The following is a 22192-nucleotide window of genomic DNA, read 5'->3' as shown; positions in this document are numbered from 1 at the left end:
ATCACGGCGTGGTCCCTGGGGCGAGCGGTAGCCGGGAACCGTCCGGGCTGCGCCGGTACGGGCCTCCGCAGTGGCGTGCCGCCTACTGGGCGTGATCGAGGGTGTGCATCGTTCCTCCCCCCGCCGATCCTCAGGGAAACCTCAAGTACCGCAAAATTCCCCCGGCAGCCGGGAACGCGTCCCCTTACGGCCGGTTTAACAGCGTTCGGGGCACGATGGAGACCGCACGTCCCGCCGGACGCTGCGCCACCACCTGACCGAAGGAGAGGACGCCGTGCGCGTACTCGTCGTCGAGGACGAGCAACTGCTGGCCGACGCCGTGGCGACCGGGCTGCGACGGGAGGCCATGGCGGTGGACGTCGTCTACGACGGCGCCGCCGCGCTCGACCGGATCGACCTCAACGACTACGACGTCGTCGTCCTGGACCGGGACCTGCCGCTCGTCCACGGGGACGACGTGTGCCGCAAGCTGGTCGAGCTCGGTCTGCCGACGCGCGTCCTGATGCTCACCGCCTCCGGCGACGTGGACGACCGGGTGGAGGGCCTGGAGATCGGCGCCGACGACTACCTGCCGAAGCCCTTCGCCTTCAGCGAGCTGACCGCCCGCGTACGGGCCCTCGGGCGCCGGACGACGGTCGCGTTGCCGCCCGTCCTGGAGCGGGCCGGCATCAGGCTCGACCCCAACCGCCGCGAGGTCTTCCGGGACGGCCGGCAGATCCAGCTCGCGCCCAAGGAGTTCGCGGTGCTGGAGGTCCTGATGCGCAGCGAGGGCGCCGTCGTCTCGGCCGAACAGCTGCTGGAGAAGGCCTGGGACGAGAACACCGACCCGTTCACCAACGTCGTCCGGGTCACGGTCATGACGCTGCGCCGCAAGCTGGGGGAGCCGCCCGTCATCGTCACCGTGCCCGGCGCCGGCTACCGCATCTGAGCCGCCATGCCGACTTCCGCACCGCCCCCCGCCGGCCCCCCGCCCGCCACGCCGCCCCGGCCGACCTGGGATCCGCCGGTACCGCCGCCCTCCTACCCCTGGCTGCGGCCCACGATCCGCATACGGCTCACGCTGCTGTACGGCGGCATGTTCCTCATCGCCGGGATGACGCTGCTGGCGATCATCTACCTGCTCGCCGCCCAGGCCCTCCAGGACGGTGCGGAGATGCCGATCCGCATTCTCAGCGGCAAGGTGGACGTCACCTCCACCGCCTGTGACATCACGGGGCTGAACGACCTGAACGCCGAGGTCGACGCCTGTCTGGCGCGGCAGCGGCAGGCCGCCCTGGACTCGCTGCTCCAGAGCTCCCTGCTGGCGCTGCTGGGCCTGGCCGTCGCCGCCTTCGGGCTCGGGTACGTCATGGCCGGACGCGTGCTGGCGCCGCTCGGCCGGATCATGCGCACCGCGCGCCGGGTCGCCGGGTCGGACCTGCACCGGCGGATCGAGCTGGACGGGCCGGACGACGAGCTCAAGGAGCTGGCCGACACCTTCGACGACATGCTCGACCGGCTCGACCGCGCCTTCACCGCCCAGCGGCGGTTCGTCGCCAACGCCTCCCACGAGCTGCGTACGCCGTTGGCGATCAACCGCACGCTGCTGGAGGTGCAGCTCTCGGACCCGGCCGCCTCGGTGGAGGTGCAGCAGCTCGGGAAGACCCTGCTGGCGACCAACGAACGCAGTGAGCAGCTGGTGGAGGGGCTGCTGCTGCTGGCCCGCAGCGAGAACGAGATCGTCGACCGCAAGCCCGTGGACCTCGCCGAGGTGGCGGGACAGGCGGTGGAGCAGGTCCGGTCCGAGGCGGTCGCGAAGGGCGTGGAGATCCGCGGGGTCCGCCAGCCGGTCTACCTTCAGGGCAACGGGGTGCTGCTGGAGCGCATCGCGCTGAACCTGCTGCAGAACGCCGTCCGCTACAACCTGCCCGAGGACGGCTGGGTGACGGTGACCACGGAGGCCGTGGCGGGCCAGGCGGTGCTGACCGTGGAGAACCCGGGCCCGCAGATCCCGGCCTACGAGGTGGACAACCTGTTCGAACCGTTCCGCCGGCTGCGGACCGAGCGCACCGGCAGTGACAAGGGCGTGGGGCTCGGGTTGTCGATCGTGCGCTCCGTGGCCCGTGCCCACGGGGGCACGATCACGGCCACGCCCCGCGAGGACGGCGGTCTCCTGATGCGCGTGGTGCTGCCCGTCTGAGCAGGTGAGGGGCGCGCCGGAGGCGGCGGAGGAGGACGGTGATGACCACGGGAAGGAATGGCTCGAAGGGGCTGTTGTCCGGAAAGCAGCCGCCCGGTTGCGCCACCCGCCCCAGGGGTGTTCGCTGTGAGCGCAATACCGCGAATATCGACCCCTTCGTGGCGTTGCGTCCGGTCGCGGAGCCCTTTGTGACCGAACACACACGGGCAGATTTGGTTCGGTACGCTGCGTCTTCGACGACTCGGCGGAAAACACGATAAATCAGAGGTTTCCGCAGCTCCTGGCTGCGGGAAATACCGGAAACGGCCTGCGTGACGGAGCACGCTTCCGCCGCAGTACCCTTCTCCGGCGTCCGGCCTGGTCACCTCTTCAGGGGCCCGGTCGGGTGTCGATCGAGTAACAGACCTTGATGTGAGGCAAAATCTCCGCCTCGGGTCGGGCACAAGACCGGCCCCTCACGCGTTACGTGCGCTGAGACGTCACAGAACCCAGAGGGGGAGAGAACGACATGGCTACGGACTACGACACTCCACGCAAGACCGATGACGACCTCAACGAGGACAGCATCGAGGAACTGAAGGCCCGGCGGAACGACAAGTCGGCGTCGAACGTCGACGTCGACGAGTTCGAGCAGGCCGAGGGGCTGGAACTGCCCGGAGCGGACCTCTCCAACGAGGAGCTGGCCGTCCGGGTCATGCCCAAGCAGCAGGACGAGTTCACCTGCATGAGCTGCTTCCTCGTCCACCACCGCTCGCAGCTCGCGGCGGAGAAGAACGGTCACCCCATCTGCCGCGACTGCGCGGCCTGACGGGAGCTCCGCGTTCGTGACCGGTGACGACGCACGTGATGCCGAGCGAGGCGGCCCGCAAGGCGAAGCCTCGCTCGCACCCCGCGACGCCCTGCCCGAACCGGCCCGTCGCCACGGTCCGCTGCGGAGAAGGCGCACGGACACGGCCGGCCCGACCGGCACGGCCGACACGACGGACACCGCCGCGGCCACCGAGCGCCCACCACGGCGCACGGACCGCGGCAGGCTCCGTGCCTTCGCGGGGGCCGTCGCCGACAAGCTCATCGAGACCGCGCCCCGCGTCCCCGTGCGCGGGCTCGCCACCCTGCGGGCGCAGTTCCCCGGCAAGGGGCCCGAGGAGATCGCCGACGCGCTGATCGCGGGTGCCCTGCGCGGGTCGGCCACCGTCGGGGCGGGCGTGGGCGCGGCCGCCATGCTGCCGGTGCCGCCCGCGATGCCGACCGAGCTGGCCACCGAGATCGTGGGTGTGGCCTCCGTGGAGATCAAGCTCCTCGCCGAACTGCACGAGGTCTACGGGCTCCGCCCGCCCGGCGGTCCCGCCCGACGCGGCTCCGCCTACCTCAGCTCCTGGGTCCACCAGCGGGGCATCGACCCCCTCAGTCCCGCCACCGTCAACGCGGCCCTCGGCGGTCAGCTGCGCCGCGAGCTGCGCCAGCACCTGCTCAAGCGCTCCCTGCGCAACCTCCCCAACCTCACGCCGTTCATGATCGGCGCTGTGGTGGGCGCGGCGATGAACCGGCGCGACACCAGGAAGCTCGCCGAGCGCGTCCGCGCGGACCTGCGCGAGCGGCAGGTGCCCTGGGACGCCCTCCCGGACGCTGCTCAGTCCCTGGAGCCCCCGGCGGCGCCCAGCACCGACACGAGCCGTTGAGGTCGTCGCGTGGACAGGTACACGTACGGCGTCGGGTCCTGCGGATCGACGACCTCGACGCGCACCGCCGTCGGGATGTAGGCACGCAGCACCATGAACGCCCGAGGATCGGCCCGGTGCGAGCGCCACGCCCGCGCCTCCTCCGCGTCCAGCACTCTCGCCTCTCCCAGGGCGCTCAGCGGGATGCGGGCGCTCCCGGCGACCAGCGAGCCGGCCACCACGCGTACCCGGACGGCGCCGTACGCGCTCAGCCCGGCCGCGGCCAGCGCCGCCCCCGCCACCAGCGCCGCCAGCATCGGCACCGGCCCCAGCGGCAGCACCACCAGCCCCAGCGTGAGGCCGGAGAGCGCGGGGACGGTCAGCCACCACGACCGGGGGGCGGTCAGTCGTTCGTCGTACGCCTGCATGCCCCTCAGCTTGGCACGCCCGCACGGCGCTCGGTACAGCGGCTGCGGGGGCCGGTGGCGGGCGGCGGTAGGGTCTGCTGACGTGACTGCTCAGAGAACCTCGCTCACACCGCCGGAGGGCGCGCGCGCGCCCGTCCGGCACCCGGACGCGCCCGCGCCCGGAGAGCCCCTCGGCTCCCACTACGACCAGTGCTTCGGCTGCGGGACCGGCCAGCCGCACGGCCTGCACCTGGACGCACGCGCCGGCGAGGGCGTGGACGTCACGGCCGAGTTCACCGTCAAGCCCGAGCACCAGGGCGCTCCGGGCCTCGCCCACGGCGGCGTCCTCACCACCGCGCTCGACGAGACGCTGGGCTCGCTGAACTGGCTCATGCACACCATCTCGGTCACCGGTCGGCTGGAGACGGACTTCCGACAACCCGTCCCCGTCGGATCGGTTCTGCACCTGGAGGCCAGGGTCACGGCCGTGCACGGCCGGAAGATCTACTGCACCGCCACCGGCCGGATCGGCGGCCCCGAGGGTCCCGTCGCCGTCCGGGCCGACGGCCTCTTCATCGAGGTCAAGGTGGAGCACTTCATCAGCAACGGCCGCGACGAGGAGATCCAGGCGGCCATGAACGACCCGGACCAGCTCCGCCGGGCCCGCGCCTTCGAGGTGAACCCGTGAGCGCGCCCCGGCCACCGGTGGACGTCCTCGTCCGCCGACTGGACCCCGAGGTGCCGCTGCCCTCCTACGCCCACCCCGGCGACGCGGGCACGGATCTGGCCACGACCGAGGCGTGCGAGCTGGCCCCCGGGGAACGCGCCGTGCTGCCGACCGGAGTGGCCATCGCGCTGCCCGACGGCTACGCCGCCTTCGTCCACCCGCGTTCCGGGCTGGCCGCACGCCTGGGCGTCGCCCTGGTGAACTCCCCCGGAACGGTCGACGCCGGGTACCGTGGAGAGATCAAGGTGATCGTGGTCAACCTGGACCCGCGCGGGACCGTGCGCTTCGAACGGTTCGACCGCATCGCCCAACTCGTCGTCCAGCAGGTCGAGAAGGTGCGCTTCCACGAGGTGGAGGAGCTGCCGGGGTCGGTGCGGTCCGCAGCGGGCTTCGGCTCCACGGGCGGATTCAACACCTACGTTGCGGTCGACGGCACCGAGGCCGCCGACCTGAAGGGACAGTGACGTGTTCGGTCGTCGCAAGCGCGCCGAGAAGCAGGAGAAGCTCTCGGCCGACATCGAATCAGCCGCCGACGAGGCGGCAGCCGATGACGCGGAAGGCGCGGGGAACGACGACGCGGGGAACGCCGCCCGCGTGAAGCTGCCGCCCGCGCCCCGCCCGGACGGCCCCTGGGACGTCTCCGAGGTCAGCGAACCGGGCAAGGGCCGGGTCGACCTCGGCGGCATGTTCGTCCCCGGCGTGGAGGGCATGGAGCTGCGCGTCGAGGTCGCCGGTGACGCGATCGTCGCCGCCACCGTCGTCCTGCGGGACAGCGCCGTCCAGCTCCAGGCCTTCGCCGCGCCCAAGCGGGAGGGCATCTGGGACGAGATCCGCGAGGAGATCGCCGCCGGCATCACCAAGCAGGGCGGCGTCATCGACGAGACCGAGGGGTCGCTCGGCTGGGAGCTGCGGGCCCAGGTGCCCGTCCAGCTTCCGGACGGCAAGGGCGGCGTGCAGGTCGTGCGGTTCGTCGGCATCGACGGGCCCCGCTGGTTCCTGCGCGGCGTCATCTCCGGCCAGGGTGCCGTCCAGCCGCAGGCGGCGGGCCTGCTGGAGCAGATCTTCCGGGACACCGTCGTCGTCCGGGGTGACGCCCCGATGGCCCCGCGCGACCCGATCGTCCTCAAGCTGCCGCAGGACGCGGAGATGGTGCCCGACGGCGTCCAGCAGGACAACGCGGAGCAGGGCTCCCGCTTCGCCGGCGGCATCGACAAGCTGGCCCGCGGCCCGGAGATCACCGAGATCCGCTGAGTCGCGTCCGCGCCGGGGTGCGTGCGCCCCGGCGCGACGGGCGTCCGACGGATCCGTACGCAACCTTGACGCCGGGGTGCGCGCACGCCGTGTGGACCACTCGTTCGGGTGGTGACAATGGGGCCATGGCACAGGCACCACGCGGAACGCTGCGGATCTACCTCGGGGCGGCTCCCGGCGTGGGCAAGACCTACGCCATGCTCTCCGAGGCCCACCGGCGGCAGGAGCGCGGTACCGACGTCGTCGTCGGGCACGTCGAGCACTACGGCAGGCCCCGCACCGAGGCGCTGCTGCACGGCCTGGAGCTGGTCCCGCGACGCGGCGGGGAGATGGACACCGACGCCGTCCTCGCCCGCGCGCCCCGCGTCGCCGTCGTGGACGAGCTGGCGCACACCAACGCGCCCGGCTCCCGCAACGGGAAGCGCTGGCAGGACGTCGACCGTCTGCTGGAGGCCGGGATCGACGTCATCTCGACCGTCAACATCCAGCACCTGGAGTCGCTCGGGGACGTGGTGGAGTCCATCACCGGACTCCGGCAGCGCGAGACGGTGCCCGACGAGGTCGTCCGCCGGGCCGACCAGATCGAGCTCGTCGACATGTCGCCGCAGGCCCTTCGCCGCCGCATGGCGCACGGCAACATCTACCGCCCCGACAAGGTCGACGCCGCGCTGTCCAACTACTTCCGCCCCGGCAACCTCACCGCCCTGCGCGAACTCGCCCTCCTGTGGACGGCCGACCGCGTCGACGAGTACCTCCAGCGCTACCGGGCGGAGCACTCCATCAGCTCCACCTGGCGGGCCAGGGAGCGCATCGTCGTCGGTCTCACCGGCGGCCCGGAGGGACGGACCCTCGTCCGCCGGGCCGCCCGGGTCGCGGCGAAGGGCTCGGGGAGCGAGATCCTCGCCGTCCACATCGCCCGCCCCGACGGCCTGGCCGCCGCCTCGCACGCCGAGCTGGCCGCTCAGCGCGGCCTCGTCGAGGACCTCGGGGGGACGTACCACCACGTCATCGGCGACGACGTCCCCGCCGCCCTCCTGGACTTCGCGCGCGGCGTGAACGCCTCCCAGATCGTCCTCGGCTCCAGCCGCCGCAAGAGCTGGCACTACGTCTTCGGCCCCGGGGTGGGCGCCACCGTCGCCCGTGACTCCGGGCCGGACCTGGACGTGCACATCGTCACGCACGACGAGGTCGCCACCGGGCGCGGACTGCCGGTGGGGCGGGGCGCCCGGCTCGGTCGGCTGCGCACCGTCACCGGTTGGCTCGTCGCCCTCCCGGCGCCCCTGCTGCTCACCTTCGTGCTCTCCGAAACACCGCTCGACGTCGGCTTCACGAACACCGTGCTGCTGTTCCTGGCGTTCACCGTCACCGCCGCACTGGCCGGCGGACTGCTGCCCGCCCTGGTCTCGGCCACCGTCAGCTCGGCGCTTCTGAACTACTTCTTCACCGACCCCCGGCACACCTGGAGCGTCACCGACCCCCACAACGTCGTCTCCATCGCGGTCTACCTGCTGGTCGCCGTCTCCGTGGCCTCCGTCGTCGATCTCGCGGCCCGGCGCACCCAGCAGGCCGCCCGGCTGCGGGCCGAGTCCGAGATACTCTCCGTCCTCGCCGGCAGCGTGCTACGGGGGGACGACTCCCTCGAAGGCATGCTCGACCGGGTGCGGGAGACGTTCTCCATGGAGGCCGCCGCGCTGCTGGAGCGGCAGGAGGACCACGGCCCGTGGGCCTGCGCGGCGGCCGTCGGCGCCCCGCGCGGCGGCGGTGCGCTGCTGCGTCCCGAGGACGGCGAGGTCGACATGCCGGTGGGGGACCGGCGCATGCTCGTCCTCTCCGGCCGGGCGCTGCCCGCCGAGGACCGCCGCGTCCTCGCCGCGTTCGCCGCCCAGGCGGTGGGCGTCCTGGACCGGCAGCGGCTCGTCGGGCAGGCCGAGCAGGCCCGCGAACTGGCCGAGGGCAACCGCATCCGCACCGCCCTGCTGGCGGCGGTCAGCCACGACCTGCGCACCCCGCTCGCGGCGATCAAGGCCGCCGTCACCTCCCTGCGCTCCGACGACGTCGCCTGGTCCGAGGAGGACGAGGCCGACCTGCTGGAGGCCATCGAGCAGGGCGCCGACCGGCTGGACCACCTGGTCGGCAACCTTCTGGACATGTCCCGCCTGCAGACCGGCACGCTCACCCCGCTGATCCGCTCCATCGACCTGGACGAGGTCGTGCCCCGCGCCCTCGGCGGCGTCCCGGAGAGCAGTGTCGACCTCGACGTCCCCGAGACGCTGCCCGTAGTCGCGGCCGACCCCGGGCTGCTGGAGCGCGCCGTGGCCAACGTCGTCGAGAACGCCGTCAAGTACAGCCCGGCGGGCACGCGCGTGCTGGTCGCCGCCAGCGCCCTGCGGGAACGTGTCGAGGTGCGCGTCACCGACCGCGGACCGGGCGTACCCGACAGTGCGAAGGACCGCATCTTCGAGCCGTTCCAGCGCCACGGTGACGCCCCGCGCGGCGCGGGTGTCGGGCTCGGCCTCGCCGTCGCCCGCGGCTTCGCCGAGGCCATGGGCGGCACGCTGCACGCCGAGGACACCCCGGGAGGCGGGATGACCATGGTGCTCACCCTGCGCGCGGGGGAGGCCGCCCCCCACCCGCGGGCGGACCTGCCCGCGCACGTCACGACGTGACCCCGCCCGCCGTGGCCGGGAACGGAAAGGAACCGCTCATGCACCGTGTGCTCGTGGTCGACGACGAGCCGCCCCTCGTCCGCGCCCTGCTGATCAACCTCAGGGCGCGCCGGTACGAGGCCGAGGCCGCGCCGGACGGGGAGAGCGCGCTGCGGCTGGCGGCCGAGTGGCACCCCGACGCCGTCATCCTCGACCTCGGCCTGCCCGACATGGACGGCGTGGAGGTCATCAGGGGCATCCGGGGCTGGAGCCGCATGCCGATCCTCGTGCTCTCCGCCCGGCACACCTCAGACGAGAAGGTGGCCGTCCTGGACGCCGGCGCCGACGACTACGTCACCAAACCCTTCGGCATGGACGAGCTCCTCGCCCGGCTGCGGGCCGCCGTGCGCCGGGCCGAGCCCGCCGGTGGCGACGTCGGGCTCGTGGAGACCGCGACGTTCACCATCGACCTCGTCGCGAAGAAGGTGCACCGCAGCGACCGCGACGTGCGGCTCACCCCCACCGAGTGGCACCTGCTGGAGGTCCTCGTCCGCAACCCCGGTCGCCTCGTGGGCCAGCGGGAACTCCTCCAGGAGGTCTGGGGCCCGGCGTACGAGAAGGAGACGAACTACCTCCGCGTCTACATGGCCCAACTGCGCCGCAAGCTCGAAGCCGATCCCTCGCACCCCCGCCACCTGATCACCGAACCCGGCATGGGGTACCGCTTCGAACGGTGACGCCCGGTGACCGGCGCACACCCCCCGGGACGGGCGGCCCGGCGTGCTCCCGTGAGCCCCGGTGACGCTCCTCACCGGGCCTTAGGAGCGGCCCGCGACCACGGGTACGCTGACCCGTATGAGCGGTGTCCACGACTCCGAGAAGCGCAGCACCGGCCGTATACGGCGCTTCCTCGACCGGTTCGCCCCCGGTGACGGAGCGTCACGGCAGCAGGACGAGCAGGCCGCCGAGGAGGCGCTGCGGGGCTGCACCAAGATCTGCGACTGCGGCGACCGGCAGATCGTCAAGGTGACCGGGACGCTGCGTACCGTTACACTCCGGCCCCGGGCCGGTATGCCCGCGCTGGAGGCCGAGCTCTTCGACGGTTCCGACTCGCTGGACGTCGTGTGGCTGGGTCGCCAGGCCATCGCGGGCATCGAGCCGGGCCGTACGTTGATCGCCTCCGGCCGCATCGCCATGAACCGCGGACGCCGGGTGCTGTTCAACCCGAAGTACGAGCTCCGACCCTGGGACAGGAGTAACGGGTGACCTCACTCGACAAACCGGCGGCGCACGACGCGGGAACCGGCGCCGTGCCACCGGCCGACGGAGCCGGGCCCGGCGACAGGCCCGGTGACGGCCCCGGCGACGGGAACTCCCCGGCCGCCGGAACCGAAGCCGCCGGAACCGAAGCCGCCGGAACCGAGGCCTCCGGCACCGGCGGTCACGACACCGGCAGCCACGACGTCACGAAGGCCGCCATGCTCGACGCCTTCGGCGGCGCACGCGGCATGGTCGAGACGACCGTGCCCGGGCTCGTCTTCGTCCTGAGCTACACGATCAACCGGGACATCCACGTCTCCGCCATCGCCGCCCTGAGCCTGTCCGCGCTCATGGCCGTGCTGCGGCTGCTGAGCAAGGGCACGCTCAAGCACGCCTTCGGCGGCGTCTTCGGCGTCGCGTTCGGCGCCGTCTTCGCGATGATGTCCGGCGACGCCAAGAACTTCTACCTGCCCGGCATGCTCTACACCCTGGGGCTGGCCGTCGCGTACCTGGTCACCGCCGCGGCGGGCGTGCCCCTCCTGGGGATCGTCCTCGGCCCGCTGTTCCGGGAGAACATGTCGTGGCGCACCCGCAACCCGGGCCGCAAGAAGGCCTACACCAAGGCCAGCTACGCCTGGGGTCTGGTCCTGCTGGGGAAGTCGGCCATCACCTTCCCCATCTACCTCTGGGGGGACGCCACCCAGCTCGGCTGGCTGCGCGTCGCGCTCGGCATTCCGCCGTTCCTGCTGTGCGTGTACCTGACCTGGATCTTCCTCGCCAAGGCCCCGGCGCCCATCGACGTCTTCGCCGAGATGGAGGCGGAGGAGGAACGCGAGCGCGCCGCTGCGGCCGCCGCCGAGGGCGACTCGGCCCGCTGAGCACGCGGGCCGGGCCCGTTCCGCCGACCCCGCGTCCTCACCCGGGAGCCCGGTGGAGCGGCGGCCCGGAGGTCACTGCGGGGCGTCGGCGTCACCGTGCTCCCGGCGCACGGACAGCAGCTCCTCCAGCTCCTGTTCACGGGCCGGGGCGGCCACGAAGAGCAGTTCGTCGCCCGCCTCCAGCACGTCCTCCGGGCGGGGCGTCAGGACCCGCGAGCCCCGGATGATCGTCACCAGCGCCGTGTCCTCGGGCCATCCGACGTCGCCCACCCGCGTGCCCGCCAGAGCCGCCTCGGGGGCGAGCGTCAACTCGACGAGGTTGGCGTCACCCTGGCTGAAGCGGAGCAGCCGGACCAGGTCGCCGACGCTGACGGCCTCCTCGACCAGCGCCGACATCAGGCGCGGCGTGGAGACGGCGACGTCCACCCCCCACGCCTCGTTGAAGAGCCACTCGTTCTTGGGGTTGTTGACGCGCGCGACCACGCGCGGCACGCCGTACTCCGTCTTGCTGAGCAGGGAGACCACGAGGTTGACCTTGTCGTCACCCGTCGCGGCGATCACGACGTTGCAGCGCTGGAGGGCGGCCTCGTCCAGAGCGGAGATCTCGCAGGCGTCCGCCAGCAGCCACTCCGCCAGCGGCACCCGCTCCACGGCGATGGCGCTCGGCGCCTTGTCGATGAGCAGGACCTCGTGCCCGTTCTCCAGCAGCTCACCGGCGATCGACCGGCCCACCGCGCCCGCTCCGGCAATCGCGACTCTCACCGCTGGTGCTCCCCTGCCTCGTCCGGCCCCCGGTCGAAGACGGCCTCCACCTCGCCGACCTGCTGGCTGCGCATCATCACGTGCACCAGGTCGCCCTCCTGCAACACGGCCTGCGGGTCGGGCAGTATGGCCTCGCCCAGCCGGGTGATGAACGCGATCCGCACGCCCGCCTCGGCCTCCAACCGGGCCGCGGCGTGGCCGAACCACTCCGGCGAGACGTGCACCTCGGCGAGCTGCACCCCGCCCGTGGGGTCGAGCCAGAGCGGCTCGGCGCCGGCGGGCAGCAGCCGCCGCAGCATCTGGTCGGCCGTCCACCGCACGGTGGCGACCGTCGGAATGCCCAGCCGCTGGTAGACCTCGGCGCGGCGCGGGTCGTAGATGCGGGCGGCGACGTTCTGCACGCCGAACATCTCGCGCGCCACCCGGGCGGCGATGATGTTGGAGTTGTCACCGCTGCTCACGGCCGCGAACGCGCCCGCGTCCTCGATGCCCGCGTCACGCAGGGTGTCCTGGTCGAAGCCGACACCCGTCACCCGCCGACCGCCGAAACCGGAGCCGAGCCTGCGGAACGCCGTGGGGTCGCGGTCGATGATGGCGACGGTGTGGCCCTGGTTCTCCAGGGTTCTGGAGAGTGCGGCGCCCACTCGGCCGCACCCCATGATGACGATGTGCATGAGGCCGCTACCCCGCACCTTCCCCTGCTGCGATCACCTCGGTAAACACCGTAACGCTACCCGCTGTGAGGCGATTCTCCGCCACCCAGGTGCGCCGTGACCGCCGCGCGCTCGGCCGCCCGGGCGATGTTGCGGGCCATCCCGCCGAACACCAGGGCGTGGAAGGGGCTCACCGACCACCAGTAGAGATGACCGGCCAGCCCGTGGGGGTGGAAGATGGCGCGCTGGGCGTAGCGCGCGCGCCCCTGTCCGTCCTCCCGCACCTCCAGTTCCAGCCAGGCCAGCCCCGGCAGCCGCATCTCGGCGCGCAGCCGCAGCAGCCGTCCACGCTCCACCTCCTCCACCCGCCAGAAGTCCAGCGAGTCACCCGCCCGGAGCCGCTCCGCGTCCCGCCGCCCACGCCGCAGCCCGACGCCCCCCACGAGCCGGTCCAGCCAGCCCCGCAGCGCCCACGCCAGTGGGAAGGAGTACCAACCGTTCTCGCCGCCGATGCCCTCCACGACGTGCCACAGCACCTCGGCGGGCGCGTGCACCGTCCGCTCCCGCCGGTCGGTGTAGAGGCTGCCGCCCGCCCACCCCGGGTCGGTCGGCAGCGGATCACTGGGCGCCCCCGGCACGGCGGCCGACGACCAGCGGGTGTCCACCCGCGCGTCCCTGATCCGCTGCAGGGCCAGCCGCAGCGCCGCGTCCAGCCCGAGCAGCCCCTCCGCAGGCGGCGGCACGTACCGCTGGATGTCCGACTCCGCGCACACCACCTCGTGTTTCAGCGACTCCGCCAGCGGCTTCGCGATCGAGGCCGGCACCGGCGTGACCAGCCCGATCCAGTGGCTCGACAGCCGGGGTGTCAGAACCGGCACCGGGACGATGAACCGACGCGGCAGCCCGGCGATGGCCGCGTACCGCTGCATCATCTCCCGGTACGTCAGCACGTCCGGCCCACCGATGTCGAACGTCCGGCTGACGTCCTCCGGCAGGGCCGCACTGCCGACGAGGTAGCGCAGGACGTCTCCCACGGCGATCGGCTGCACCCGCGTGCCCACCCAGCTCGGCGTCACCATCACCGGCAGCCGCTCGGTGAGGTACCGCAGCATCTCGAACGACGCCGAACCGGAGCCGATCACCACCGCCGCGCGCAGCACCGCCGTCGGCACCCCGGAGTCCAGCAGGATGCGCCCCACCTCGGCCCGCGAGCGCAGATGCGGCGACAGCTCCTCCTCGGGGACGCCGGAGGGCGTCAGCCCACCCAGGTACACCAGGCGCCGCACCCCCGCGTCCCGGCACGCCCGCCCGAAGATCCGCGCGGCCAGGCCGTCCGTCCGCTCGAAGTCCCGGCCACTCCCGAGGGCGTGCACCAGGTAGTACGCCACGTCCATGTCCGACAGGGCGGCCCGTACGGACTCCTCGTCCGTCACGTCCCCGCGCACCACCTCGACGTCACCGGCCCACGGGTGGTCGCGGAGCTTCTTCGGGCTCCGCGCCAGGCACCGCACCCGGTACCCGGCGGCCAGCAGCTCCGGCACGAGCCGGCCCCCCACGTAGCCGCTCGCTCCCGTCACCAGCACCCGCTGCGGTTCGTCGTTCACGCGCCCCATGCTCGACCGCCGCCCCCGCGCATGCAACACCGACCCCCACGGGGCACTAGACTGAACGGCTGCCGTCGCTTTCCACCCCCGCCCCCTGGAGCTCTCACCGCCATGCCCACCGAAGACTCCCGGGGGACGAGCCCCGCACCGCTGACCGGCCACGCGTACGAGGTCGAGGTCGGACCGGTCGCGCACGGCGGCCACTGCGTCGCCCGTACCGAGGAGGGCCGGGTGCTGTTCGTGCGGCACGCCCTCCCCGGCGAGCGCGTCGTCGCCCGCGTCACCGAGGGCCACGAGGACTCCCGCTTCCTGCGCGCCGACGCCGTGGAGATCATCGAGGCGTCCAAGGACCGCGTCGAGGCGCCCTGCCCCTTCTCCGGCCCCGGCCGCTGCGGTGGCTGCGACTGGCAGCACGCCAAGCCCGGCGCCCAGCGGCGGCTCAAGGCCGACGTCCTCACCGAGCAGCTGGCGCGCCTCGCCGGCCTCACGCCCGAGGACGTCTCCTGGGACGGCACCGTCGAACCCGTCCCCGGCGACAAGCTGCCCGCCGGAGAGGTCCCCGCCTGGCGCACCCGCGTCCAGTACGCCGTCGACGCCGACGGGCACGCCGGGTTCCGCCGGCACCGATCCCACGAGGTCGAGCCCGTCGACCACTGCCTCATCGCGGCCGAGGAAATCAGCGAACTGGGCATCGAGCGGCGCACCTGGCCGCAGATCGCCTCCATCGACGCGATCGCCGCCAGCGGCTCCACCGACCGGCAGGTCATCCTCACCCCCGAGCCCGGCGGCCGGCTACCGCTCGTCGAGCTCGACCGGCCCGTCTCCGTCCTGCGGGCCGAGGAACCCCGGGGGCGCAGCGGCAGCCGCGCCGTCCACCGCGTGCACGGCCGACCCTTCGTCCGCGAGCGGGCCGACGGCCGCACCTGGCGCGTCGGCGCGGGCGGCTTCTGGCAGGTCCACACCGCCGCCGCCGACCTCCTGGTGGACGCCGTCATGCGCGGCCTTACCCCCCGCAAGGGCGAGACGGCGCTCGACCTCTACTGCGGCGTCGGCCTCTTCGCGGGCGCCCTGGCCGACCGCATCGGCCCCGAGGGCGCCGTCCTCGGGATCGAGTCCGGCAAGCGCGCCGTCGAGGACGCCCGCCACAACCTCGCCGACTTCGACCGCGTCCGCGTCGAGCACGGCCGCGTCGACCGCGTCCTGCCCGCCACCGGCATCACCGAGGCCGACGTCGTCGTCCTCGACCCGCCGCGCTCCGGCGCGGGCCGCGACACGGTGAAGCTCCTCACCGCCCTGAACCCGCGCCGCATGGCCTACGTCGCCTGCGACCCCGCCGCCCTGGCCCGCGACCTCGGCTACTTCGCCGAGTCCGGCTACCGCGTCCGCTTCCTCCGCGCCTTCGACCTCTTCCCGATGACCCACCACTTCGAGTGCCTCGCCATCCTTGAACCCGCAGCGAAGGGCGCCTGAACCGCGGTCTCGCCGCGTACGCCGCTGCGGTACATGTGCTATTCGTGGTACATGTCTATGAAGCGAACCAACGTCTACGCCGATCCGGAAGATCTCGCGATCATCAAGGAAGCCGCCAAGCGGCGCGGCGTCAGCGAGGCCGAGATCATCCGCCAGGGCATCCATCTCGCGGCCATGGCCAACCGTGTCTGGGACGAGCCTCTCTTCTCCCGCACCTTCCGCGGGCCGGGTCGTACTCCCGGCAAGAGCGAGGTGCGTGACGCTGTCGCCGACGCCGTGGGCCGCGAGACGGAGTCGGGTACCGCCGGGTGATCATCGTCATCGCGGACACCTCCGGGCTCCTCGCGGCGCTCGACTCCGCCCACCCGGAGCACCACGCGTCGAACGAGGCGATCATGTCGGCCGGGCTCCTGGTGATGTCCCCGCTGCTGCTCGCGGAGATCGACCACGTCGCCACGCGCGAGCTCGGCCGTGAAGCGGCGCTCAGCGCGGTCGACGACATCCGGCACTGGATGCGGCGGGGCCGTATCGCTCTGCCGGAGATCACGGAGGATCATCTGGGTGTCGCCCAGTCGGTGCGGTCCCGGTATCGCGACCTTGATCTGGATCTCGCGGACGCGGTGAACGTGGCCCTCGCCGCCGAGTACGACACCGATGCCGTACTCACGCTCGACCGTCGCGACTTTCGAGCGGTGCGCCCACTGGGCCGGTTCAAGGCGTTCCGGGTCCTGCCCGACGACCTTCCGATCTGACGCGGAAGCCGCCCGGCTGTGACCCGATGACCCACCACTTCGGCTGCGTCGCCGTCCAGGAACCCGGCGGCAGCCGTACGTACCCCCGGCCTGTTCCACTGCGCGCGCCGCGCCCGCTCTGCGGTCGACCCGGATCGGGTGGGTGACGTGCGCGTGAACGCCGCATCGACGGCGGCGACGCCCGTACCATCCGAGCCGCGACAGGAACGGGTTGACCGAGGACCGGAGCGCACGACACCCTCCCTGCGCTGGCGCTACTGGCGATCCGTGCGACGGACGTGATGCGTGTGGAAGGTCAGTCCCGCAACGGTGCCTGACTGGACTACGGGACCGTGCTGGACTCCCCCACTGATGTGGTTGTCCACCGTGCGCCAGGTGTCTGCCGTGGCCGCCGAGAGTTCCTGCAAAGAGGTCAACAATGCGCGAAGGGCTTCGTCGCTTCCGGCGTCGGCTTCCGCCAGTCGGCGCAGACGGTCACCGTATCGACGGCTGATCTCGCAGGCGATTCGTTCACGTTCCGTGGCGTCGGTGACGAGGAGCCGGGTCCTCGCGTCCTGCAGGTCCTCGAACGTGTCGGGGGCCGCGCCTGTGCGGTTCAGGTACCGCCCGACGAGTTCCCGGGCATGAGTCCAGGAATCGGTGACCATGAGCGAGACCAGTGTGGTGGCGCCGGACGCTGCTAGTACGGCCAGTTCGCTGTTCACGTGTCTTCTCCTAGACGAAAGGGGCGCCGGAGGCAGGCGCCTCGTCGTCATCAGCTGCCAGGGATGTCGGCGGATCGAAGTGGTGCTGGATCTCTTCGGCGGTCTCGTGGCGGTTCTGCTCCTTGATGAGACCCGCGATCTGTGCCGCGAGCATCGGGCGGCGTACATCTCCGTCAGTGAAACCGACGCTGTCAAGGAAGTCGGAGAGACGCGTGGTGGCCGTTTCCTTCCCCTGAGGAGCTGAGGAAGGCTCCATTCCGCAGAAGTCCGATGCCGTCGGCTCGCCGTTCTGCTGGGAGATCAGATCTCGCAGTCTTTCGGGAATGTCGGCGTCATTGGCTGCCGAGGTGAGCTGAGCCAGCAGGCCCAGGTCGTTCACCGTACGTTCCACGTGTTCGTCGTTCTTGGTGAGCCACCAGACCACGGCGCTGCCGGTGTCCTTGAGGACGTCCTCGCCCAAGTACCGGCGTTTGCTCTGCTCGTACTTGCGCTGGTGCACCCACACCGCTTCGTCCTTGCGTACGTTGGCGAGCTTGTCGAGGCGCTCTTGGTCCTGCTGAGCCAGGACAACCTGGATGTCCTGCGCCATTGCCTGGAGGTGTCCGGTTGACTCGGGTGCCATCGGGCTGAGGGCGCCGGACAGTTCCTGCTCGACGAGTGAGACACGGATGGGTTCTCGTTGCTCGGTGATGGCGCGGGCCCGCTTCAGGATCGCGTCGACGGCGAGGCCCGCCGGGTTGAGCACGGGAGCACACGCGGGAGCGTCGACGAGATACCAGCGCACCGTCGCCGAGAAGACGAAGTCGTAGTCGGGCCACTTGCTGGGTAGGACTACCTGGCTGACGCGATGGTGCGTGCGTTCCGTGGGGGCGGCCGTGAGTTGCTCCTCGAAAGCCACCGGTACTGGTCCGCGGCGCGTCGCGCTGATCCGGAAGACGACCGCGGGGACGACGAGCAGCGTTGCTGCCACCAGTGGCCATGCCCACGCGGGCCACCGCTGCGTCAAACCAACGATGCTCAGTAGGAGACCGCTTAGAACGGTGAGGAAGACGGTTGCGGTTTTCCGCGTGGTTGTCATGGTCGAGTTCCCCTGGGTGAGGTCGTCGGTGTGGCCGGTGCGATGCCTTGAGCCACGCTGATCTTGTGGAGCAGTACACCTGTGGTCTCGGCTGCCCGTGCAGCATCTTCCGGACCGGTGCGCTCGGCGTCGCGGGCGCACGCGTACAGCAGAGCGAAGGTCGTGCCCCGCTTCTCCGTGCACCGCTGCGCCGCGCCGACAAGCAGGTCGAGCAGGAGCCCACCGAGCGGCCCGGTGTCTGCGGCCGCGCAGTGGAGCCAACGTCGTGCTTCGCTCTGCCACTGTGGAGGCGGCAGTTCGGTCAGTACCGCGTGCCAGCAGGCTGTCAGGGAGCGCTGCGCGCTCTGCTCCTCGACCAAGGCGTGCGAGTTGCCGGGACGGAGCGTCAACAGTTCGGGGTCGCTGACCTGGAGGAATATCCCGAGATTGGCGGGTGAGAAGTCGGAATGAGCGAGACGGTTGAGTAGCACGCGGTGCAGTCGGCGGCTGCGCGTCACCAGCTCATACAGCGCCTGCCGGGCACGCGTCGTGCCGCGTTCACGCCGGGCCAGGTGATAGAGCCTGACCAGGGCTTGATCGGGATGGCTGGTCGCGAGGACGTCAGCACAAACGCGCACCAGCACCTGCGCGAGCTCCCCCTTGAGGCGCCGTTTGGCGCACCATTGGTAGATCTGTTCGCGGATGTTCCTGGCGTGCGCCGGGTCTGCCAGCCCTCGGGTGAGCGCATGAACGGCCGCTTCCAGGCGAGGGCGGCTCGTCACACCGGTGCTCCAGGCTTCAACGAGGTTCCCCAGTCGGTCCGCACGTCCGGTCCGCAGATACTCACCGGCCACTCGTTCCACCAGTCCGTCGCGTACAACGGTCACGACGTGTGGGTCGTTCAGCTCCACCACACTCCCGGCCCAGGTACCGAGATGGGGGCGGAGATCCGGCATGTGGTCCCAGAAGTGGGCACGCACGGCCGAGTCGAAGTCCAGCTTCTCGAACCTCACCTGCCCGTTGGGGGCAACCGTGGCCGAGATCTCGAGGAGTCGCTCGGCCAGGTCCCGGTGCTGCAACGGAGAGTCGCCCTCCGGCGGGAGCCCGAGGAGGCTTAGCAGTTGCTGCGTCGCGCGGTGAACGACATCGGCATGTGCCCCGTGCAGCATGGACACTGCGATCAGCAGGGCTCGCTGCGAGGCTTCCCGTATCTTGGAGACGAGCGCGGCGGCTTCCCGCCGGCCGTCGTTTCGAGCCTGCCAGGCCGCCTCGCACCACTGACCGAATCCATCCCCCGGCTGACCGGCCTCGCGTGCTCGGCGCACCAGGTCGGCGAATTCCGCGATCTCCCGCATGGGCCTTTTGGCCGTCAGGAACCCGGTGACGGTTTCGTCCGGACGGAGGTATTGCTCAGGCGGCACACCGTGTAGACGCAGATGCCGCCGGAAGACGCCAATGCCGGGAGGCCGTTCGAGCATCACACGGCAGTACTGCAGCTCCGGGTCGAGAACGCCGTAAGGCGGCATGATCACGACGAGATGAGCCCGCTGCTCGTGCACAGTCCTACGCAGAGCCGGGAGGTCGGCCTGGGCCGCTGCCCAGCGGCTGTCGTCCGCGGCGGACAGGTCGAGCAGCAACTGATCACCGGACCCGACCAGAGCGGGGTCGTGGAGGGAAAGCTCGCCCTCCTCACCAGGCAGGAGTTCGTGGAAGGCACCACTGTCCCGGTGGTGTTCGTGCAGCAGTACGCGGGCCGCTGCTGACCGACCGCTGCCGGGGACACCGTCCAGGATGACGGTGCCGGAGTCTGCAAGTTGGGCACGAGCCTCACCCATACACGGCGGTGCCACCAGCACGTAGCGCAGTCTGCGGAGTTGGTCCTCGGCGATCCGGCGGAAGGCCGGTTTGTCTGAGTCCTGAAGCCCTGCGCCGATGTAGACGGGGCCTGGGCCTGCGACCGTGATGCCCGAGTCCTGGACCCATGTGCAGGTGTGGTTCACCGGCTCTTGTCCTCTTGAGCGTCCCGTTCAGTGAACCGGTGCTGGATGGCGCCGTGGTGGTCACCCTCGAAGTACGTCATCCCGTCGCCGGAGAAGTGACGGTCGCCGGAGACATGACGTGAGTGCGAGTAGATGTTGCCGTTCCCGGTGTGGACGGGACCTTGGGCGCCCTTGATGACCGTGCCGACGTCACCGGTGAAGGCACGGCTCTGTACGGCTGTACCGTGCACGGCCTTGATGGAATTGGTCACGCCGCCCGGCACGGACGCACCCGTTTCGGTCGCGTGCCGGTTGAGGCTGGGAACCAGATCGGCCATCAGTTCACTGATGCGCGCGACACAGGCGTCGGTGTCACCGGATTCGAACGCGATGGACTGGAGATCGGCGAGCCTTCGCAACGTGGGCGGAAGATCGGCCTTGCTCAGTCGACTGGTCTTGCGCCCGTCCAGAACGGGGACAACCGGAACCTCACACGTGAAGGCCTCCTCGATCTCCTTGCGCACCCAGTCCTCCGGATTCTCCAGGCAGGTGCGGAAGCTCATCCAGTCCGGTCCGATGACGGCCAGGAGCACGGAGCTGCGCCGTACCGCGACCAGTAGCCGTTCGGGCCAGCTTTCGCCGGGGATGATGGACTGTGACGCGTGGAACGCGTGTCCCGGGCCGAAGCGGTGCGACAGCCCTTGGCGGAGCAGTGCCGCGGTCTTCTCCCCGTCTCCGGTGCGGTAGTTGATGAAGATCTCGTTCATGACGGTGACTCCTCGAGAGAGGTATTCGGACGTGACAAGGTGCCGAGCCGCGGTGCCAGCCGACGCACCAGTGGGTGGTCCGGGTAGCGAGCCAACACCCGGACAAGTCGTCGGAGATCGGTCGTGACGGTCGCCGAGCGCACAGCCGTCATGCCGTCGAGCAGTGGCTCCGTGAGTTCGCACGCGTGGTCAACCTCGCCGGCGGAGGCATAGGCGAGGGCGCGGCGTACGCCGTATCGCACCTGAGTGCGCACCGCGTCGGGGCCGACCTGTGCGAGCTGCCGATCCAGCTCCTCACCCGCCTCGCGCGGTCGTCCGGGATCGACGAGGCACCAGCCGGTGACCATGCCGACCGGATCGGGCAGATGCATAGAGCCGATGACCGGGTCGTCGGCACCGTCGTTCGGGCGGGTGAGCAGAGCACGGGCCCGGTCCAGGGAACGGAGGCAGGCGCTGCTGTCGCCGGCGAGGGCGTGACCCTGCGCTTCGCGCTGAGCGGCAAGACCGCGGATCCGTGACGGAAGCACGCCACTCTGCGCTCGACGGGCCAGCGCGATTGTCTGCTCGGCGTCTTCCCGGTACAGCGTGACTAACGCCCTGCGGACCAGCGCATAGCCGGCCAGTGCTTGATCACCGCCGGCGGCGGCCAGGTCGACTGCACGCTGCGTCCACCACAGCGCCGCACGCTCGTTCCCGGTCTCCTGCACCAGCCAGCCCACGTACTCGGCGTACCGGGAACCGAGCGCCAGCAGGCGACGCCTGGTGCCGCTGTCGCTCTGAGCCGACAGCTCTCGCAGCGTGTGTGTCTGCGTGATCAGAACGGGCAGGAGCAGGCCGGGTTCCACGGCCTGGCCGAGCCTGCGGTAGTGCGTGAAGAGTGAGCGTGAGGCTTCCAGCATGCCCGCGCCGGCGGCCGGAGAAGCCGGATTCGATCCGTCGGACCTCCAGGTCATCAGCGATGCGACACCGGCATTCACCACATCACGTCGGCCCACGGGCCCGAACGAGCTCGGGCCGTACGGTGACAGCTGCATCATCCAGTTCTCCTCCTCGACCCGGCCTGGCGCCGATACGACAGGTGAATCGACAGCGGTTGGGGTGCTCAGGGCGATCAGCCCCCCGTCGGCACCGAGCGTGGCGTCACATAGCCGTGCGAGATCACGGCTGGGTGCTTTGATGCCCCGCTCGACCTTGCTGAGCTGCGCCTTGCTGTAGTGCACGAGACCGGACAGGCCCGTAAGGCTCAGCCCGGCCTCTAGACGTCGCTTCCTCAGTTCCTCGCCGAACGATGTGGACGGATGTGGCACGGGACCCTCCCGAACCCGGTCGTCCGGGCTGAGGCGGTACTGCACGGAAGAGTGCTGCACCAACTCCCGGACTGACAAGGCGATCGAAGCTGTTTCCCGTTTCCATCTCCGGTGACAGAGCGCTGCAAGCCT

23 protein-coding genes are annotated in these 22192 nt (G+C 71.2%); 14 read left to right on the top strand and 9 right to left on the bottom strand.

Going from position 1 to position 22192, the window contains the following annotated elements; all coding sequences use genetic code 11:
• Positions 1–274: 274 nt before the first annotated feature.
• From V6D49_RS04030 to V6D49_RS04015, 4 genes are all read left to right on the top strand, one after another.
• Complete coding sequence (locus V6D49_RS04030; protein ID WP_340557170.1) at positions 275–928, top strand: response regulator transcription factor; 654 nt, start codon at positions 275–277, stop codon at positions 926–928.
• Between the two features lie 6 nt (positions 929–934).
• Positions 935–2179 carry a sensor histidine kinase gene (locus V6D49_RS04025; protein ID WP_340557169.1) on the top strand — a complete coding sequence of 415 codons (1245 nt, stop codon included), beginning with the start codon at positions 935–937 and terminating at the stop codon, positions 2177–2179.
• Between the two features lie 508 nt (positions 2180–2687).
• Entirely contained in the window at positions 2688–2987 is a 300-nt protein-coding gene (locus tag V6D49_RS04020; RefSeq protein WP_191209982.1) for a DUF4193 domain-containing protein, read from the top strand.
• A gap of 16 nt (positions 2988–3003) precedes the next feature.
• On the top strand, positions 3004–3858 hold the full coding sequence (locus V6D49_RS04015) for a hypothetical protein (RefSeq protein WP_340557168.1): 855 nt from the start codon (positions 3004–3006) through the stop codon (positions 3856–3858).
• On the opposite strand, the gene V6D49_RS04010 is transcribed toward V6D49_RS04015, so the two are convergent.
• Positions 3810–4265 carry a DUF3093 domain-containing protein gene (locus V6D49_RS04010; RefSeq protein WP_340557166.1) on the bottom strand — a complete coding sequence of 152 codons (456 nt, stop codon included), beginning with the start codon at positions 4263–4265 and terminating at the stop codon, positions 3810–3812. The genes V6D49_RS04015 and V6D49_RS04010 overlap by 49 nt on opposite strands.
• Positions 4266–4347: 82 nt before the next feature.
• Here V6D49_RS04010 and V6D49_RS04005 point away from each other — a divergent pair, with 82 nt between their 5' ends.
• The 7 genes from V6D49_RS04005 to V6D49_RS03975 all read left to right on the top strand — a co-directional run bounded on the left by V6D49_RS04005 (position 4348) and on the right by V6D49_RS03975 (position 11005).
• Complete coding sequence (locus V6D49_RS04005) at positions 4348–4932, top strand: PaaI family thioesterase (protein ID WP_340557165.1); 585 nt, start codon at positions 4348–4350, stop codon at positions 4930–4932.
• Positions 4929–5435 carry a dUTP diphosphatase gene (gene dut / locus V6D49_RS04000; protein WP_340557163.1) on the top strand — a complete coding sequence of 169 codons (507 nt, stop codon included), beginning with the start codon at positions 4929–4931 and terminating at the stop codon, positions 5433–5435. Before V6D49_RS04005 ends, dut begins: the two co-directional genes overlap by 4 nt.
• A gap of 1 nt (position 5436) precedes the next feature.
• Entirely contained in the window at positions 5437–6222 is a 786-nt protein-coding gene (locus tag V6D49_RS03995; RefSeq protein WP_340557162.1) for a DUF3710 domain-containing protein, read from the top strand.
• Between the two features lie 125 nt (positions 6223–6347).
• Positions 6348–8888 carry a sensor histidine kinase KdpD gene (locus V6D49_RS03990; protein WP_340557161.1) on the top strand — a complete coding sequence of 847 codons (2541 nt, stop codon included), beginning with the start codon at positions 6348–6350 and terminating at the stop codon, positions 8886–8888.
• 38 nt (positions 8889–8926) lie between these two features.
• Positions 8927–9604, top strand: coding sequence for a response regulator (locus V6D49_RS03985; protein ID WP_340557160.1), 678 nt, complete (start codon positions 8927–8929; stop codon positions 9602–9604).
• 118 nt (positions 9605–9722) lie between these two features.
• Positions 9723–10133, top strand: coding sequence for an OB-fold nucleic acid binding domain-containing protein (locus V6D49_RS03980; RefSeq protein ID WP_340557159.1), 411 nt, complete (start codon positions 9723–9725; stop codon positions 10131–10133).
• Between the two features lie 212 nt (positions 10134–10345).
• Positions 10346–11005: a DUF3159 domain-containing protein gene (locus V6D49_RS03975; RefSeq protein WP_340563665.1), complete on the top strand. Its 660-nt coding sequence runs from the start codon at positions 10346–10348 to the stop codon at positions 11003–11005.
• Between the two features lie 72 nt (positions 11006–11077).
• Here V6D49_RS03975 and V6D49_RS03970 read toward each other — a convergent pair whose 3' ends face one another.
• The 3 genes from V6D49_RS03970 to V6D49_RS03960 are packed head-to-tail and all read right to left on the bottom strand — an operon-like array spanning position 11078 to position 14033.
• Positions 11078–11767, bottom strand: coding sequence for a potassium channel family protein (locus tag V6D49_RS03970; RefSeq protein ID WP_340557157.1), 690 nt, complete (start codon positions 11765–11767; stop codon positions 11078–11080).
• A complete protein-coding gene (locus tag V6D49_RS03965; RefSeq protein WP_340557155.1) occupies positions 11764–12441 on the bottom strand; it encodes a potassium channel family protein in 678 nt (225 codons plus the stop codon). Before V6D49_RS03965 ends, V6D49_RS03970 begins: the two co-directional genes overlap by 4 nt.
• A 56-nt stretch (positions 12442–12497) precedes the next feature.
• The gene (locus V6D49_RS03960) at positions 12498–14033 is read right to left on the bottom strand and encodes an SDR family oxidoreductase (protein ID WP_445330461.1); all 1536 of its coding nucleotides are present in this window, start codon (positions 14031–14033) and stop codon (positions 12498–12500) included.
• Between the two features lie 102 nt (positions 14034–14135).
• Between V6D49_RS03960 and V6D49_RS03955 the strand changes: the two genes are divergently transcribed.
• From V6D49_RS03955 to V6D49_RS03945, 3 genes are read left to right on the top strand one after another with little or no spacing between them, the layout of a single operon-like run.
• Complete coding sequence (locus V6D49_RS03955) at positions 14136–15494, top strand: class I SAM-dependent RNA methyltransferase (protein WP_340557152.1); 1359 nt, start codon at positions 14136–14138, stop codon at positions 15492–15494.
• Between the two features lie 51 nt (positions 15495–15545).
• Positions 15546–15806 carry a ribbon-helix-helix domain-containing protein gene (locus V6D49_RS03950; RefSeq protein WP_340557151.1) on the top strand — a complete coding sequence of 87 codons (261 nt, stop codon included), beginning with the start codon at positions 15546–15548 and terminating at the stop codon, positions 15804–15806.
• Complete coding sequence (locus tag V6D49_RS03945; RefSeq protein WP_340557150.1) at positions 15803–16246, top strand: PIN domain-containing protein; 444 nt, start codon at positions 15803–15805, stop codon at positions 16244–16246. The genes V6D49_RS03950 and V6D49_RS03945 overlap by 4 nt, the downstream gene beginning before the upstream one ends.
• A gap of 254 nt (positions 16247–16500) precedes the next feature.
• Here V6D49_RS03945 and V6D49_RS03940 read toward each other — a convergent pair whose 3' ends face one another.
• From V6D49_RS03940 to V6D49_RS03920, 5 genes are read right to left on the bottom strand one after another with little or no spacing between them, the layout of a single operon-like run.
• Positions 16501–16950, bottom strand: a complete 450-nt coding sequence (locus V6D49_RS03940; RefSeq protein WP_340557148.1) for a hypothetical protein — start codon at positions 16948–16950, stop codon at positions 16501–16503.
• A gap of 10 nt (positions 16951–16960) precedes the next feature.
• Positions 16961–18028 (bottom strand): hypothetical protein, encoded by a 1068-nt coding sequence (locus V6D49_RS03935; protein WP_340557147.1) that lies wholly within the window; start codon positions 18026–18028, stop codon positions 16961–16963.
• Positions 18025–20007, bottom strand: a complete 1983-nt coding sequence (locus tag V6D49_RS03930) for a hypothetical protein (protein ID WP_340557146.1) — start codon at positions 20005–20007, stop codon at positions 18025–18027. Before V6D49_RS03930 ends, V6D49_RS03935 begins: the two co-directional genes overlap by 4 nt.
• Complete coding sequence (locus V6D49_RS03925; RefSeq protein WP_340557144.1) at positions 20004–20753, bottom strand: toll/interleukin-1 receptor domain-containing protein; 750 nt, start codon at positions 20751–20753, stop codon at positions 20004–20006. Before V6D49_RS03925 ends, V6D49_RS03930 begins: the two co-directional genes overlap by 4 nt.
• Positions 20750–22060, bottom strand: a complete 1311-nt coding sequence (locus V6D49_RS03920) for a helix-turn-helix domain-containing protein (protein WP_340557142.1) — start codon at positions 22058–22060, stop codon at positions 20750–20752. The genes V6D49_RS03925 and V6D49_RS03920 overlap by 4 nt, the downstream gene beginning before the upstream one ends.
• Positions 22061–22192: the final 132 nt, after the last annotated feature.

This window comes from Streptomyces sp. GSL17-111, from assembly GCF_037911585.1.
In the GTDB taxonomy this organism is placed as follows: Bacteria; Actinomycetota; Actinomycetes; order Streptomycetales; family Streptomycetaceae; genus Streptomyces.
This window is presented reverse-complemented; position numbering and strand designations above follow the sequence as displayed.

Coding starts and splice junctions, on each gene's coding strand:
- V6D49_RS03950 (WP_340557151.1), top strand. CDS start 15,546: ATGTCTATGAAGCGAACCAACGTCTACGCCGATCCGGAAGATCTCGCG.
- V6D49_RS04020 (WP_191209982.1), top strand. CDS start 2,688: ATGGCTACGGACTACGACACTCCACGCAAGACCGATGACGACCTCAAC.
- V6D49_RS04010 (WP_340557166.1), bottom strand. CDS start 4,265: ATGCAGGCGTACGACGAACGACTGACCGCCCCCCGGTCGTGGTGGCTG.
- V6D49_RS03985 (WP_340557160.1), top strand. CDS start 8,927: ATGCACCGTGTGCTCGTGGTCGACGACGAGCCGCCCCTCGTCCGCGCC.
- V6D49_RS03990 (WP_340557161.1), top strand. CDS start 6,348: ATGGCACAGGCACCACGCGGAACGCTGCGGATCTACCTCGGGGCGGCT.
- V6D49_RS03960 (WP_445330461.1), bottom strand. CDS start 14,033: ATGGGGCGCGTGAACGACGAACCGCAGCGGGTGCTGGTGACGGGAGCG.
- V6D49_RS03965 (WP_340557155.1), bottom strand. CDS start 12,441: ATGCACATCGTCATCATGGGGTGCGGCCGAGTGGGCGCCGCACTCTCC.
- V6D49_RS04025 (WP_340557169.1), top strand. CDS start 935: ATGCCGACTTCCGCACCGCCCCCCGCCGGCCCCCCGCCCGCCACGCCG.
- V6D49_RS03980 (WP_340557159.1), top strand. CDS start 9,723: ATGAGCGGTGTCCACGACTCCGAGAAGCGCAGCACCGGCCGTATACGG.
- V6D49_RS03935 (WP_340557147.1), bottom strand. CDS start 18,028: ATGACAACCACGCGGAAAACCGCAACCGTCTTCCTCACCGTTCTAAGC.
- V6D49_RS03975 (WP_340563665.1), top strand. CDS start 10,346: ATGCTCGACGCCTTCGGCGGCGCACGCGGCATGGTCGAGACGACCGTG.
- V6D49_RS03925 (WP_340557144.1), bottom strand. CDS start 20,753: ATGAACGAGATCTTCATCAACTACCGCACCGGAGACGGGGAGAAGACC.
- V6D49_RS03955 (WP_340557152.1), top strand. CDS start 14,136: ATGCCCACCGAAGACTCCCGGGGGACGAGCCCCGCACCGCTGACCGGC.